At 42.6% G+C, this 14,263-nt stretch carries 15 protein-coding genes; 4 read left to right on the plus strand and 11 right to left on the minus strand.

Annotated features, from left to right (window positions below):
* Position 1 precedes the first annotated feature (1 nt).
* Genes murG through mraZ form a run of 10 tightly spaced genes read right to left on the minus strand, consistent with a single transcriptional unit; the run spans position 2 to position 11,066 of the window.
* The gene (gene murG, locus JIG37_RS21645; protein WP_054552730.1) at positions 2–1,075 is read right to left on the minus strand and encodes an undecaprenyldiphospho-muramoylpentapeptide beta-N-acetylglucosaminyltransferase; all 1,074 of its coding nucleotides are present in this window, start codon (positions 1,073–1,075) and stop codon (positions 2–4) included.
* On the minus strand, positions 1,072–2,247 hold the full coding sequence (gene ftsW, locus JIG37_RS21650) for a cell division protein FtsW (protein WP_054552731.1): 1,176 nt from the start codon (positions 2,245–2,247) through the stop codon (positions 1,072–1,074). The genes murG and ftsW overlap by 4 nt, the downstream gene beginning before the upstream one ends.
* Positions 2,244–3,569, minus strand: a complete 1,326-nt coding sequence (gene murD, locus JIG37_RS21655; protein WP_054552732.1) for a UDP-N-acetylmuramoyl-L-alanine--D-glutamate ligase — start codon at positions 3,567–3,569, stop codon at positions 2,244–2,246. Before murD ends, ftsW begins: the two co-directional genes overlap by 4 nt.
* Positions 3,570–4,652, minus strand: coding sequence for a phospho-N-acetylmuramoyl-pentapeptide-transferase (gene mraY / locus JIG37_RS21660; RefSeq protein ID WP_054552733.1), 1,083 nt, complete (start codon positions 4,650–4,652; stop codon positions 3,570–3,572).
* Positions 4,646–6,034 carry a UDP-N-acetylmuramoyl-tripeptide--D-alanyl-D-alanine ligase gene (murF, locus tag JIG37_RS21665; RefSeq protein WP_166338770.1) on the minus strand — a complete coding sequence of 463 codons (1,389 nt, stop codon included), beginning with the start codon at positions 6,032–6,034 and terminating at the stop codon, positions 4,646–4,648. The genes mraY and murF overlap by 7 nt, the downstream gene beginning before the upstream one ends.
* On the minus strand, positions 6,031–7,509 hold the full coding sequence (gene murE / locus JIG37_RS21670; RefSeq protein WP_187489731.1) for a UDP-N-acetylmuramoyl-L-alanyl-D-glutamate--2,6-diaminopimelate ligase: 1,479 nt from the start codon (positions 7,507–7,509) through the stop codon (positions 6,031–6,033). Before murE ends, murF begins: the two co-directional genes overlap by 4 nt.
* Entirely contained in the window at positions 7,502–9,319 is a 1,818-nt protein-coding gene (locus JIG37_RS21675; protein WP_199530255.1) for a penicillin-binding transpeptidase domain-containing protein, read from the minus strand. Before JIG37_RS21675 ends, murE begins: the two co-directional genes overlap by 8 nt.
* On the minus strand, positions 9,316–9,642 hold the full coding sequence (ftsL, locus tag JIG37_RS21680; protein ID WP_054552737.1) for a cell division protein FtsL: 327 nt from the start codon (positions 9,640–9,642) through the stop codon (positions 9,316–9,318). The genes JIG37_RS21675 and ftsL overlap by 4 nt, the downstream gene beginning before the upstream one ends.
* A complete protein-coding gene (gene rsmH / locus JIG37_RS21685) occupies positions 9,642–10,577 on the minus strand; it encodes a 16S rRNA (cytosine(1402)-N(4))-methyltransferase RsmH (RefSeq protein ID WP_054552738.1) in 936 nt (311 codons plus the stop codon). Before rsmH ends, ftsL begins: the two co-directional genes overlap by 1 nt.
* Before the next feature lie 30 nt (positions 10,578–10,607).
* Entirely contained in the window at positions 10,608–11,066 is a 459-nt protein-coding gene (gene mraZ / locus JIG37_RS21690) for a division/cell wall cluster transcriptional repressor MraZ (protein ID WP_054552739.1), read from the minus strand.
* A gap of 459 nt (positions 11,067–11,525) precedes the next feature.
* Here mraZ and JIG37_RS21695 point away from each other — a divergent pair, with 459 nt between their 5' ends.
* The 4 genes from JIG37_RS21695 to JIG37_RS21710 all read left to right on the plus strand — a co-directional run bounded on the left by JIG37_RS21695 (position 11,526) and on the right by JIG37_RS21710 (position 13,241).
* On the plus strand, positions 11,526–11,867 hold the full coding sequence (locus JIG37_RS21695; RefSeq protein WP_054552740.1) for a hypothetical protein: 342 nt from the start codon (positions 11,526–11,528) through the stop codon (positions 11,865–11,867).
* Between the two features lie 5 nt (positions 11,868–11,872).
* Entirely contained in the window at positions 11,873–12,319 is a 447-nt protein-coding gene (locus JIG37_RS21700; protein WP_054552741.1) for a hypothetical protein, read from the plus strand.
* Positions 12,319–12,576, plus strand: a complete 258-nt coding sequence (locus JIG37_RS21705) for a hypothetical protein (protein ID WP_054552742.1) — start codon at positions 12,319–12,321, stop codon at positions 12,574–12,576. The genes JIG37_RS21700 and JIG37_RS21705 overlap by 1 nt, the downstream gene beginning before the upstream one ends.
* 89 nt (positions 12,577–12,665) lie before the next feature.
* Positions 12,666–13,241 carry an AAA family ATPase gene (locus tag JIG37_RS21710; protein WP_199530256.1) on the plus strand — a complete coding sequence of 192 codons (576 nt, stop codon included), beginning with the start codon at positions 12,666–12,668 and terminating at the stop codon, positions 13,239–13,241.
* Between the two features lie 41 nt (positions 13,242–13,282).
* On the opposite strand, the gene JIG37_RS21715 is transcribed toward JIG37_RS21710, so the two are convergent.
* Positions 13,283–14,254 (minus strand): glutathione S-transferase family protein, encoded by a 972-nt coding sequence (locus JIG37_RS21715; protein ID WP_199530257.1) that lies wholly within the window; start codon positions 14,252–14,254, stop codon positions 13,283–13,285.
* Positions 14,255–14,263: the final 9 nt, after the last annotated feature.

A 14,263-nucleotide genomic window follows, 5' to 3' on the forward strand; every position in this document is an offset into this window, starting at 1 on the left:
ACTAATCTCTTCTATCTGCTAGTTGCTCACAGCGTTTTGCAACATTGGCTGTGGCATCTAAAATAGCAAGCTGCTTTGCTTTACTTGCCATTGTTGAAATTTTTTCTGGTGCATTTAAGTAAGGCGTTAATAACTCAACAACCGTCGCTTGGTTAAACTCACTTTGCTGCATAATCAATGCAGCTTGCTCAGTCACTAAATACTTTGCATTGGCAGTTTGATGGTCATCGACAGCATGTGGAAAAGGCACAAATAAGGCCATTCTTCCGGCTGCAGCTATCTCACTCACCGTTAACGCACCAGCACGGCAAATTACCAAATCAGCCCATTGATATGCGCTATCCATATCATCAATGAATTCAGCGACTTTACTATTTTCAGTTAACCCTAACTGTTGATAGCTGGCAGTCACATTCGGTTCATTATTTTTACCTGTTTGGTGCCATATATTAAGCGTTGTTAGCGCTGAAAGTTCACTGAATACAGCTGGTAAAGTATCATTAAGAACTTGCGCACCGAGTGAACCGCCAACTACTAGCACATTAATCGGTGTCGCTGTTTGCTTTACAGTGACATTAGCGACACTTGCTCTGACTGGGTTACCGACTACTTCACATTGTTCTTTTGCAAAAGCCGATGGAAAAGCAGCTAAAACTTTATTGGCAAACTTTGCTAGCCAACGATTACTCATGCCTGCAACAGCATTTTGCTCATGAATAACCAAAGGAATACCTAAGCTCTTTGCTGCTATGCCCGTAGGTCCAGTCACATAACCACCCATAGCTAAAACAACATCGGGCTTTTGTGCTTTTAAAATTTTGCGTGCTTGAAAAATGGCATTCATCACCATAAATGGTGCCTTGACCAAACGTTTAATACCATTGCCACGCACACCTTTCACATTGATAAAATCAATCTCAATGTTGTGCTTAGGTACTACCGTTGCTTCCATTCTGTCAGGCGTGCCAATCCAGCTAACCTGCCAGCCTTGCTGCTTTAAAAAATCAGCAACTGCAATACCCGGGAAAATATGACCACCAGTACCGCCTGCAACAACAAGTAATTTTTTACTCATCGCTTACCTCCTCGAGAGGTTGCCTGCTTAGTTGCCATTTTTGTCTCAAAATCTATTCGCAAAAGTACACCTGTTGCTATGGTCATAATTAATAAACTAGAGCCACCGTAAGAAACAAACGGCAGTGTTAAACCTTTGGTTGGCAAAATACCCGCACTTGCGCCAACATTTACCATGGTTTGAAACGCAAACCAGATACCAATAGCAAAAGCAAAATAGCCTTCGTACTCTTTGCCGCATTTCAATGCTTTTTGACCAATTAACAGGGCTCTGAATACAAACACAGCAAGCACAATCAAAATACTTAATACGCCAAAAAAGCCAAGCTCTTCACCAATCACTGCAAAGATAAAGTCATTATGTGCTTCAGGAAGATATTGCAGTTTTTGCACGCTATTTCCTAAGCCTTGACCAAACCAACCACCTTGACTGTATGCCATTAGCGATTGCACTAACTGATAACCTTTACCGAATGGATCTTCCCACGGCTCTAAAAAGCCAGTGACACGAGCCATACGGTATGGTTCAGCGATAATTAGCACTACTACGGCAGCAATACCCGTTAAAATAAGGCCAAAAAACTGCCATAACTTAGCCCCCGCTAAAAACAACAAACCAACTGTCGTCACAAACAGTACAACTACGGTCCCTAAATCTGGTTGCATCAAAATCAAAAATGCATACACACCAAATACAGCTAATGGCTTGAAAAAACCTTTTAAGTTCTCTTGTACTTCTTCACGTTTACGTACCAAGTAACCGGCAATATAGCTAAAGAAATACAACTTGGCGGCTTCAGCGACCTGAAAGCCAACTGGGCCAATAGGTATCCAACGCTTTGCACCGTTCACTTCACGGCCAACAATCAGCACTAAAACCAGCAAACCTAAACCCAGCAACAATAAATAGGCGTTACTGCGCTTCCACCAATCCATAGGCACGTTTGTGGCAATCCAAAATAAGAAAAAGCCCATAATTAAGAACATGCCGTGGCGAATAATAATGTGATACGGATTATCAAATAATCGCTCTGCTGTTGGCATAGAGGCACTGGTTACCATCACAAAGCCAACGCCAATCAACATCAACATGCAATACAATAACGGCACATCATAAAGCTGTGGCGATTGCTTTGGTGTTAATGCGTCACGGATGTCAGCAAATGCAATCATACTGCCTCCGCCAATACGCACTGCGCAAAATCATCACCACGTTGCATGTAATTGTTGTACATATCAATGCTGGCACATGCGGGTGCTAATAAAACGATATCGCCACTGCTGCTTAACTGTTTTGCTAGTTGCACAGCTTCATGCATGTTGGTGGTTAGGTGGCCTTTTTCGGTTAATGCTACGAGAGCTTTAGCATCCTTACCAAAACAAATAAGCGCTTTCACTTTGTTGTTTAAGTATGGCTTTAAGGCATCTAAATCAGCCCCCTTTGCATCACCACCGGCAATCACAACCAATTGCTTTGCTTGATCAGCTAAGCTTTCAATCGCAGCGATAGTTGCACCTACATTGGTCGCTTTTGAATCATTAAAGTATTTTACTTCATTAATTTCAGCGACAAACTGGCAACGGTGTGCAAGCCCAGTAAAAGCACTAAACGCTTGCTGGTAATGCCCTTTAGCAATATCAAACGGGCTCAGTAATGCCATCACCGCTAAAGCGTTTTGTTGATTGTGTGAACCAACAACATTTAAGCAGCTTGCTGGTAATACTGGTTTACCGTGTGCTGCAAAGTATTGTTCGCCTTGATGTTCAACCAAGGCAAAATCTGCATTGGCGAGCGCAAAGCTTACTTGGGGTTGCTTTGCAGTGTGTGTTGCCACATCAATGGCATTAACTACAGCAAGCTCTGAGCCATTATAAATACTTTGTTTAGAGTCTATGTATGCTTGATAACTTGAATAACGATCGAGATGGTCTTCACTCACATTCAAAACACAGGCACTTTTCGCTTTTAAGCTATGCGTGGTATCAAGTTGAAAACTCGACAGCTCAAGTACATAAACATCATAGTCTTGCGATAGTAAATCAAGTACCGCAGTACCAATGTTACCACCAAGGCCAACTTTATAACCGGCCGCTTTCAGTACTTCAAACGCCAATGTGACCACTGTCGACTTACCATTTGAACCTGTCACCGCGACAATTGGTTTATCGGTTAAACGGGCAAAAAGCTCCACGTCACCAATCACTTCAACACCAGCATCAATTGCTTTTGCTACAGCGGGTGTCGCGAGGCTTAAACCTGGGCTGATAATAATAATGTCATTGCTGGCTAAGTCTGCCTGTTCTAAATCACCAAAGTGAGTCGTTAACTCACTGGCATGCTCATTTAGCCAATCAGCACCCGGCGGCGCTGTGCGGCTATCAACAACAATTGGCTTAATATTCTGAGATAATAAAAAACGCACAATGCCCAGACCGGTTACACCGAGTCCGAGCACTGAAATTTGTTTGTTTTTAATCTCGTTAATAACTGTCATTTACCTGATCTTTAATGTCGCAAGGCCAGCAAGCACTAGCACGATTGAAATAATCCAAAAGCGCACAATTACGCGCGGCTCAGGCCACCCCTTTAATTCATAATGGTGGTGAATAGGCGCCATTCTAAAAATACGTTGACCACGTAATTTGTATGAGCCTACTTGTAAAATCACCGACAATGCTTCCATTACAAACACACCACCCATGATGATAAGTACCAGTTCTTGACGAACCAGCACCGCAATAATACCCAGTGCACCACCAAGTGCTAATGAACCTACATCACCCATAAATACCTGTGCTGGGTAGGTGTTAAACCATAAGAAACCAAGTCCAGCTCCCACAATTGCTGTACACACAACCACAAGCTCACTGGCGAGCGGTAAATGCGGAATATGTAGGTAGCTTGAGAAATTAACGTTACCTGTTAAATAAGCAATAATGGCGAGTGCTGCCGCCACTAAAATGGTTGGCACAATCGCTAAACCATCAAGGCCATCTGTCAGGTTTACCGCGTTCGACGTACCTACAATTACAAAGTAAGTCATCACGATATAAAACAACCCTAGCTGTGGTAGCACGTCCTTAAAAAACGGCACAACTAACGAGGTTTCGCTGCCTTGCTGCGAGGTAAAATAAAGTGCGCTGGCAACCACTAACGCAATCACTGATTGCCAAAAGTATTTCCATTTAGCAATTAACCCTTTAGGGTCTTTGCGGATCACTTTACGGTAGTCATCAATAAAACCAACCACACCTAACGAGCCCACGACAAATAAGGTTGCCCAAACATATTTATTTGAAAGGTCTGCCCACAGTAATGTGCTGGTAAAAATCGCCCCTAAAATCAAAATGCCGCCCATAGTTGGCGTACCTTTTTTAGATAGGTGAGATTCTGGACCATCGTGACGAACCACCTGACCAATCTGCATTTTTTGCAATGCACGAATTAGCTTAGGACCAAAATAAAGTGAGATAAGTAGCGCTGTTAAAATACCTAAAATTGCGCGCAGCGTTAGGTAAGAAAAAACATTAAAGCCACTGTAATATTGTGTTAAATACTCTGCCAGCCAAACTAACATGACGATACTCCATTATTGCCATTTTGCTGGCTATTTACTAAATCTGTGACCACAAGCTCCATACGAGAACTGCGCGAACCTTTTACAACAACAGTGGTTTTTTGCGTCGATTGAGCAAGTTCACTTTGTAATTGTTGTAATAATTGTTCACGGCTTGAGAAGTGGCGGTTTGGCTTTTCAAATACATCACTGGCTGATTTACTTAATACACCTAGGCTGTAAAGCTCATCAATGCCTTTTTGCTGTGCATATTCACCGACTTGTTGATGATAAAAACGCGCTTCTTCACCAAGCTCCCCCATATCACCTAACGCAAAAATACGACGCCCCGGCATATCACTTAACAAATCAATTGCCGCTTTAACCGATTGCACATTCGCGTTGTAGGTATCATCAATCACCGTCAATGTGTCTGACACTTTAAGGACGTTTACACGACCTTTAACTTCACCCATGGTTGCCAGCGCCGATGCGACACTTTCGAGACTTACACCGAGCTCAGTGGTTAAGGCGGTGGCTATTAACGCATTAGCAATATTATGCTTGCCCGGTAATGCCAGAGTGACAGGTACTTTTTTATCTTTATTGCAAAGCACAAAAGAAGCGCGCGCTTGTTCATCAAGCACCACATCTTCTGCCCAATAATCTAATTGTTGGCTAGTAGAAAAACGTTTTACGTTGCGATTAGTTAATTTATCAAGCCAAAAATCGGCATAATCGCTGTCGCAATTAACTACGGCAACACCATCAGGCTTTAAGCCATCATAGATTTCGCCTTTGGCCGTTGCTACACCTTGTAATGAGCCAAAGCCCTCTAAGTGAGAAGCTGCAACATTACATACCACAGCAACATCAGGTTTCGTCATTGCAACGGTGTAAGCAATTTCACCAATGTGGTTTGCACCTAACTCAATCACCGCATATTGGTGTTGTGGTTCAAGGCGTAATAACGTGAGTGGTACGCCAATGTCATTATTAAAGTTGCCTTTTGTTGCTAGTACTTCACCATGACCAGATAAAATCGCCGCACACATTTCTTTTACGGTCGTTTTACCCACGCTACCAGTAATAGCAATTGTTTTCGGTGCAACCTGTGCCATCACAGCTGCGCCGATGTGACCTAGCGCAATACGTGTGTCACTAACCACAAACTGCACAATATCGACATTAACAGGGCGCGCTACAATAGCAGCTGTCGCGCCTTTTTCTTTTGCTTGCGCAACAAATTTATGGCCATCAAAATTAGGCCCTTGTAGCGCTAAAAACACTTCACCGTCACACAAAGTACGGGTGTCAGTGTTAATATTTTTTACCGTTTGATTACCACCTTGGTAATCGGTTGCTAGAACTTTAGCTAGCCAATCAAAATCCATAGGGATCATAACTGCGCCCCTTGCGATTTTTCTTTTAATTGTTGTTGTACATATTGACGATCGCAGAAGTCGATTCGTTGGTCGCCAATAATTTGATAATCTTCGTGACCTTTGCCCGCAATAAGGATGACATCATCAGCACTCGCTTGCGAAATGGCATAACTAATAGCCTGCGCGCGGTCTGCTTCACAATGTGCGCGTTCAGGCTGCTTAAGCCCCGCAACCACATCAGCGATAATAGCGTCAGGGTCTTCACTTCTTGGGTTATCGCTAGTGACAATAATACGGTCTGCATTGCCTTCAGCTGCTTTTGCCATCATCGGGCGCTTGCCTTTGTCTCTGTCACCACCACAGCCAAACACACAGCTAACGCCACCTGGAACGTGCTTTTGCAATGCTTGTAATGCCAGTGCTAATGCATCAGGAGTGTGGGCATAATCAACAATACAAGTCGGTTGACCTGGCGCACTAAATGCCTGCATGCGCCCAGCAACAGGCTGCAATGACTTACATCCTTCAACGAGTAAATCAAGTGGGTAACCCATACCTAATAAAGTGGCCATAGCAGCGGCTAAATTATATAAGTTAAACTCGCCAAACAGTGTGCAATTAACTTCGGCTAGCCCCCAGCTGGTATCAAACTTCGCCGAAATACCGCTGTTATCATAAGTTACATCGCTAAAATAAACAAAACGCGCATTTTCAGGCGTGAGGTTTTTATGGCCGTAACAAATTAGATTATTGAAGTCGTATTTTTCTAACCATGCTTCAACTTGCGCATCATCTTGATTAAGCACCACAAGCTTTGGCATATGGTCACGCATTAACATTAACTTGGCATCAGCGTAAGCATCCATGGTGCCGTGATAATCTAAGTGATCGCGTGTAAGATTAGTAAATACTGCTGCTTTAAACTGACAATTATCAACGCGATGCTGCACTAAACCATGAGATGAGACTTCCATGGCCACAACATCATTCTGCTCTGCGACAAGCTCAGATAAAATACGCTGTAAATCAACGCTCGATGGCGTGGTGTTTGCAAGCTCAGTTAGATTATCAGGGTGCCCATAACCGAGCGTACCTATCACTGCTGCGCGTTTATGACAGTGCTGTGCTAAGTGCGCAATCATTGCTGTGGTTGTTGACTTGCCATTGGTGCCTGTCACACCCACTAAATCAAGCTGCTTTGATGGTTGCTGGTAAAAAGCTGCTGCAAGTGCTGGCAGCTTTTTCGCTAAATCGGTAACTAAGTAAAGTGGTTCAAACTCACTTTCGAACTCACATAAACGGTCAGCAATAACTGCCACCGCACCATTTTCAATGGCTTTGTCAATAAACTGTCCGCCATCAAGCTGATGGCCTTTAATGGCGACAAACACATCGCCAGCTTTTACATCTCGACTATCAAGACGTAGTTGGTTAACCAATAAACTATTGGCCTCAACATCAATTTGATTAAGAATCGGTTTTAAATCACGCATCGTTATCTTTGCCTTCTACGTACGCAACCGCATCTTTGTCCGGTGCAACGTTTAGAATTCTTAAGGCATTGGAGGCAATCTCTGCAAATGCAGGGCCTGCCGTCGCACCGCCGTAATAAACATCTCCACCCGGTTCATTAATCATTACTACTACCGCTAAACGTGGGTTACTCGCTGGCGCAATACCAGCAAAATAGCCAACATATTCGTCACCATACCCGCCCACAGCGGCTTTCTTAGAGGTACCTGTTTTGGCAGCAGCACGATAGCCATCAACATGAACTTTTTGTGCAGTACCACCTTTTTCGAATACGCTTTCCATCATGTGAACAACCGCTTCAACGTCTTTTTGTTGGAAAATACGCTCACCCTCTGGTACTGACTCTTGTTTAAGAACTGTTAGCGGGCGCATAACGCCACCAGAGCCTAACATGGCATAAAAACGAGCCATTTGGGCGGTACTTACAGCTAAGTTATAACCAAATGATAATGCAGCAATTTCATGATCTGACCAGCGTCGATTTGGGTAAAATAAACCGCTGCTTTCACCAACCATGCCTGTACCACTATCACTGCCAAACCCCACCTTTTGGTAAAGCCCTACAAAATAGTCTTTTGGTACTTCTTGACTGACCTTAGTTACACCCATATTACTTGAATACTTTAAGATTTCTCTTAAGGTCATTTCACCATGGTTACGGGTATCTTGCACAAGGCTGCCACCCACACGCATCCAGCCAGGATAAGTATCAATAATTGAATCCGGTTGAATTGCGCCGTAGTCTAAACCAGCTAAAATGGCTAGTGGCTTAACAGTAGAGCCTGGCTCAAACAAATCGGTGATAGCACGGTTACGACGCTTATGCGGTGCGGCATCATTCAAGTTATTAGGGTTAAACGATGGGCTATTCACCATAGCTAATACTTCGCCGGTTTTTACATCAACAACCATGGCTGAACCCGAAGTAGCTTTATAGGTTAGAACTGCTGATTTTACTGCTTTATAAGCAATCGCTTGAATGCGCTGATCAATACTTAAATGAATGTTTTCAGGCTCAACACGTTCACGCTCATCAAGCACTTCTACTTCACGGCCTTGGGCATCTTTACGAATAGTACGCTGACCTTCAACACCCGTTAACGCCTTTTCATAAAGCTTTTCGATTCCCTCAATACCATGACCATCAATGTTAGTAAATCCAATAACATGGGCTGTTACTTCACCGGCAGGGTAATAACGTTTTGACTCATCAAGTAAGTGGATACCTGGTAAACGAAGATCACCAATATAGTTAGCAACAGCAGGGGTAACCTGACGTTTTAAGTAGACAAAACGACGCTTTGGATTATCACGAAGGCGAGAGTTAACTTTACTTGGGTCAATACGTAATACATCCGCAAGTTCACGCCAGCGAATATCATTATTGTAATAAGCGGCAATACGTTTATCTAACTCAACTGTATTTTCAGCCAGTGCTTGTTGATCTTCACCATTTTTTCTAGCTTGACGCAGTACCTTACTGATCAGTGATTTATGCAGCGCTTTCGGATCCGCATACACACTTACCACAGGTACGCTGACCGCCAACTCTTTGCCATTGCGATCGAAGATCATGCCACGTTGCACATGTTGTTTTTCAACACGCACAGTTCGTTTATCACTTTCAGAACGCGCTTTATCTGGTTCAATAACCTGTAAAAAAGCGGCACGCGCAACCAGCGTCATAAAGACTAAAAACACCACTGAGCACACCAGCAAAAAACGCCATGTGATTAAGGTATTTGTTGGCTTTTTCCCTCTGCTTCTCATCGCAGTATTACCACCTGTTCGTCTTGGCTAGTTGGCCGTTTCATTTCTAATTGCATAGTCGCGACTTCTTCAATGCGCGCATGCTGTGAATAAAACTCTTCTTCTACGAGCAAGTAACGCCACTCAAGATCGAGCTCATCACGCTCTTGCAATAATTTGTCTTGTTCAATCAATTGCTGACGCGCTAGATGCGTCACCTGAACCACACTCAAACTAGATGCGAGGATCACAACCAACAAGGCCAAGGTCAGCTTATTAGCTCCTAGGCCTTTGAAAATTTCTGTAAATAAATTAGGTTGGCGATGTGTCGCTTTAGCTTTCATTACAACCTCTGCGCAACCCTTAACACTGAACTACGTGAACGCGGGTTTGCTTCAATCTCCGCCTTACTCGGCTTAATGGCTTTACCCACTGCCTTTAACGTCAGATTTTTGTTTATTTGTGCGTCCGTCAAAGGCAGACCTCTGGGTATCGCCTCTCCCTTACTCTGTTTTTTAATAAACTGCTTAACAATGCGATCTTCTAACGAGTGGAACGAAATAACCACTAAACGTCCCCCTGGTTTTAAAACCTCAACAGCGGCTTGCAATGCAGTTTGAATTTCTTCAAGCTCACTATTGATATAAATACGGATCGCTTGGAATGTGCGTGTAGCTGGGTGTTTGTGCTTATCTTTAACTGGCACAGCTTCATCGACTAAATCAGCAAGCTGCTTAGTACTTGTGATTGCAGTGTGCTCACGTGTTTCAATGATCTTATGAGCAATTCGACGACCAAATTTTTCTTCGCCATAGGTTTTAATCACATGCGTGATATCTTCTAGTTCAGCTTCAGCTAGCCATTGTGCAGCACTGCGACCACTGGTTGGATCCATACGCATATCAAGTGGGCCATCTTTCATAAAACTAAAACCGCGTTCAGCATCATCAAGCTGTGGTGAAGAAACACCGATATCCAACAAAATACCGTCAACTTTACCGATTAAATCGTTATCTTCAGCAACCGCTTTTAGGTTTGAAAAACGAGTGTGAGCAATTGAAAAACGCGCATCATCGGCAAATTTTTCGGCGGCTTTAATAGCTTGTGGATCCTGATCAATCGCCTGTAAGCGACCTTGTTCACTTAAACGCGCAAGAATTTGCCCCGAGTGCCCACCGCGACCAAATGTGCCATCCATGTAAATGCCTTCAGGTTTAATATCCAAAGCATCTATGGTTTCGTCCATCAGTACAGAGACATGTTCAAATTGCGCTGTCATTAGCTATTACTTGCCTTTTTCTTTGTGTCGTTAGAGTGAGAAGTTATCGAACTCAGGATTCGCCTCAAAATCACCTAGGCGTTCAATTTCAGTATCTTGGCGCATTTGTTCATGCCAACGATCTTCATCCCAAATTTCGAACTTGTTCATCAAGCCAACCAACATGATTTTTTTTCCTAGTTCTGCATGGGCTCGTAACGAAGGTGCCAGCAAAATTCGGCCATTTTTATCTAGTTGATACTCTGTAGCGTTACCGAGCAACATTCGTTGCATGCGGCGAGCGCGTGGATTCATATTTGAAATTTTTAATAGTCGCTCTTCTATTTCAAGCCACTCGGCTAACGGGTATAACCACAAGCAGGGCTCGTTTAAAGCAACAGTGCAAATAACCGTTCCCTGATCTTCAGACAAGATCGCATCTCGGTACTTAGTTGGTACCGCAAAACGTCCTTTATCATCCAAACTCAGTGAGCTCGCACCCCGAAACATAACATGCCTTAAATTAGGTTATTTATTGTAACTGACTATCTCTGATCCAATTTGATCCACTAAAAACCACTTTTTACCACAGTGCTCCAGTTTAGGGCTTGACAAGCTATTTTGTCAAGTAACTAGATCATCTTCAGTGCCTTCTAAAGCCAGAAAAAATAAGGCCTCAAGCAAAGCCTCTGAATTACGTGGGAAAAAGTGGAAAACATAGAAAAAAATTTTTTTTCCAATTTTATTGGCAATCTAATGGGGAAAAATGGTTAATGAATAACCAATGAACAATTACAAAATTATCTTATTCTGTAATTTTTACTTAATCACCCTGCAAGAGTTACGAAAAACCACTAACCAAGAACGCAATAAAAAGAATAAACAATTGAAAATTATTGATTTTATATTTTGGTATGAAGGTTGCGATGAATTAATCACCAATTAAATGGCAATTTTTAAGGAATGATTATGACTACCGCAACTTCAAAATCGAATTCAAGCACGGCAACAAGTAACAGTGCAAACTCGAACGCGGCTCAAGTAGAGGCGCCATTCACAGAAAAAGCGACAGAGGCAGCTCACCACGCAGTAGATGCATTATCAACACGCGCAGCTAGTGCTGAACATAGTGTACGTCAGGGTGCATCTAGCTCTGCTCAAACACTTTCGGAAAAGCAAGCAATAGCACGCGCTAAAATTAATGAATACAGTGGTAAAACTCGTAAACTTGCATCAGAAAACCCACTTGCAACAGCAGGTATTGCATTTGCTGCAGGCATGTTAGTAACTGCACTTATTCGTCGTAAGTAATTGTTATGCAAACTTCTCAATCTACAGATGAGAAAACGCAAGATGCCACTGATCAGCCATTAAACGCTGATCAGTGGCAAGATCACCTTGCTAAATTATCTGACTACGGCAAACAGCTATACATTGACTATCGCAAACAAACTGGGACTTGCAAAAAGCTTGCAGCTGCTGAGTGGCGCTTATCAACACGTTCACTCGCCTTAACTATTATATTACTTGTCTGTTTTGCCGGTGGTTTAGTGTTACTTTGGGCTGGTTTACTTGCTACTGTCGGTATCGCGATATTCAGCTTTAGCCAATCATTGTGGTTAGCCGCTATTTCACTGATTGCATTACAATTGCTTTGTCTTGCATGGCTTTGGAAGAACATTGGTTATGTCAGCAGTAAAATAGGTTTTGATCATACGCTAAAAAGTATTCGTCAATTATTGAATATTAGTAAGGATGAATGATGTTAATTGATTATTTTATTAATAAACCGCAACACAGAGTAACTAAGCTAAGCCAGCAAATGGATTTACAAGATGAGCTTAAACGTCAACACCATCAAGCGTTCAAATACCGTTTAAAACGCTTTGCGGTAAGTAAAGTGGGTGTTGCCAGTGCATTCACTGCGGGTATGGGTTATGAAGCACTTAATAACTCAGACCACAAGGACAGTAAATTGAAACAAGTCAGCCGCTTCAGCTGGTTACTGCGTTTGTTGTGATCATTATCATGTAATGTTTGCTTTTTACTTCTCTTTGCCACCTATTTTCATTACCTTAAACACAAACGAGCAATTTGTGAGGATGTAAGGTGAAGAAAAGGATTGTACTAACTGGTGGCCCTGGCGGTGGTAAAACAACAGCCATCGATCTATTAAGACGTGAATTTTCTAATCAAATTGTTGTTGTACCAGAATCTGCGACCATGCTGTTCAGCGGTGGTATAGAACGTGGTGATGCAACTCACCTGATCAAAGCTCACCAACAAGCTATCTTCAGCTTACAAAAACACCTTGAACATATTCAACGAACCATGCACCCAGATCGTTTAATGCTTTGCGATCGTGGTAGCTTAGATGGACTTGCCTACTGGCCCGGTGAGCAAGATGAGTTTTTTGAGTGTCTGAATACCAACCTACATACCGAGCTGAATAAATATGATGCAGTGATCTTTTTTGAAACAGCAGCGAAGTCTGGGCAAAGTATTCATTCTAATAACCCAGTCAGAAACGAGTCTGATCAGCAAGCCATATTGCTTGATGACAAACTGCAAGCAGTTTGGTCTCAGCACCCTAATTTTAATTTAGTGAAAAGTTCTGAGTCATTTATTCAAAAGGTGATGTTTGGCATCGACACTATCCGCAAGGTTATGGATAGTTATAACTAACAGTTCAATCAAGTCATTAAACTGTTAGTTATCAAGGTTTATTAACCACGGTTATGAGGCCGAGCGTAGTCTATATCAGGCCCTTTTGGCACAACTTGAGTTGGGTTGATCATGGTGTGGCTAAAATAGTAATGACGTTTTATATGATAAAAATCAACGGTCTTACTTACACCTTCAATTTGATATAACTCACGTAAATAGTTGCTGATCGCCGGATAGCTCTCAATAGTACGCAAATTACATTTAAAGTGGCCCACATAAACACTGTCGAAGCGAATTAAAGTAGTAAATAAACGCCAGTCGGTCTCAGTCAGTGTGTCCCCCACTAAATAACGATTAGCTGATAATCGTTGCTCAATTTTATCAAGAGCTGCAAAGAGATCATCAAAGGCTTCAGTGTAAGCTTCTTGCGTTGTCGCAAAGCCTGCACGATACACCCCATTATTAATGTTGTGATAAACAAACTCATTAACTTCATCAATTTCAGAACGTAACGATTGCGGATAAAAGTCGCGTTCATTACCTGTTAGGGAATTAAACGCGCTATTAAACATTCTGATAATTTCAGCAGATTCGTTGCTAACAATACGCTGCGTTTTTTTATCCCAAAGCACGGGAACCGTAACACGACCTGAATAATCGGCTTTGTTACGCGTATAAATTTGATGCATAAAGTCGCTATCGAAAAGTGCATCACCGGTGCTGTGATTGTCTTTATCAAAGGTCCAGCCATGCTCTAGCATGTCAGGACTGACAACCGACACACTGATATAATCTTCAAGGCCTTTTAAATGGCGAAAAATCAAAGTGCGATGAGCCCACGGGCAAGCTAAAGAGACATATAGATGGTAACGATCTTTCTCAGCTTTAAAGCCCGCATCACCGCTTTGCCCTGCACTACCATCTGCTGTAACCCAGTTGCGTAACTGGGCTGCCTCACGTTTGAACTCACCTTGATTGTTATCGGTGTCGTACCATTTATCTTGCCATTGGCCATTTACTAGTAATCCCACAATAACCTC

Origin of the sequence: Pseudoalteromonas sp. bablab_jr010, assembly GCF_016464105.1 — a bacterium.
GTDB classification, from domain to species: domain Bacteria; phylum Pseudomonadota; class Gammaproteobacteria; order Enterobacterales; family Alteromonadaceae; genus Pseudoalteromonas; species Pseudoalteromonas simplex.

What these genes read in the sequence shown, in the direction of transcription:
- murG (WP_054552730.1), bottom strand. Translation starts at nt 1,075, where the DNA reads ATGAGTAAAAAATTACTTGTTGTTGCAGGCGGTACTGGTGGTCATATT.
- ftsW (WP_054552731.1), bottom strand. Translation starts at nt 2,247, where the DNA reads ATGATTGCATTTGCTGACATCCGTGACGCATTAACACCAAAGCAATCG.
- murD (WP_054552732.1), bottom strand. Translation starts at nt 3,569, where the DNA reads ATGACAGTTATTAACGAGATTAAAAACAAACAAATTTCAGTGCTCGGA.
- mraY (WP_054552733.1), bottom strand. Translation starts at nt 4,652, where the DNA reads ATGTTAGTTTGGCTGGCAGAGTATTTAACACAATATTACAGTGGCTTT.
- murF (WP_166338770.1), bottom strand. Translation starts at nt 6,034, where the DNA reads ATGATCCCTATGGATTTTGATTGGCTAGCTAAAGTTCTAGCAACCGAT.
- murE (WP_187489731.1), bottom strand. Translation starts at nt 7,509, where the DNA reads ATGCGTGATTTAAAACCGATTCTTAATCAAATTGATGTTGAGGCCAAT.
- JIG37_RS21675 (WP_199530255.1), bottom strand. Translation starts at nt 9,319, where the DNA reads ATGAGAAGCAGAGGGAAAAAGCCAACAAATACCTTAATCACATGGCGT.
- ftsL (WP_054552737.1), bottom strand. Translation starts at nt 9,642, where the DNA reads ATGAAAGCTAAAGCGACACATCGCCAACCTAATTTATTTACAGAAATT.
- rsmH (WP_054552738.1), bottom strand. Translation starts at nt 10,577, where the DNA reads ATGACAGCGCAATTTGAACATGTCTCTGTACTGATGGACGAAACCATA.
- mraZ (WP_054552739.1), bottom strand. Translation starts at nt 11,066, where the DNA reads ATGTTTCGGGGTGCGAGCTCACTGAGTTTGGATGATAAAGGACGTTTT.
- JIG37_RS21695 (WP_054552740.1), top strand. Translation starts at nt 11,526, where the DNA reads ATGACTACCGCAACTTCAAAATCGAATTCAAGCACGGCAACAAGTAAC.
- JIG37_RS21700 (WP_054552741.1), top strand. Translation starts at nt 11,873, where the DNA reads ATGCAAACTTCTCAATCTACAGATGAGAAAACGCAAGATGCCACTGAT.
- JIG37_RS21705 (WP_054552742.1), top strand. Translation starts at nt 12,319, where the DNA reads ATGTTAATTGATTATTTTATTAATAAACCGCAACACAGAGTAACTAAG.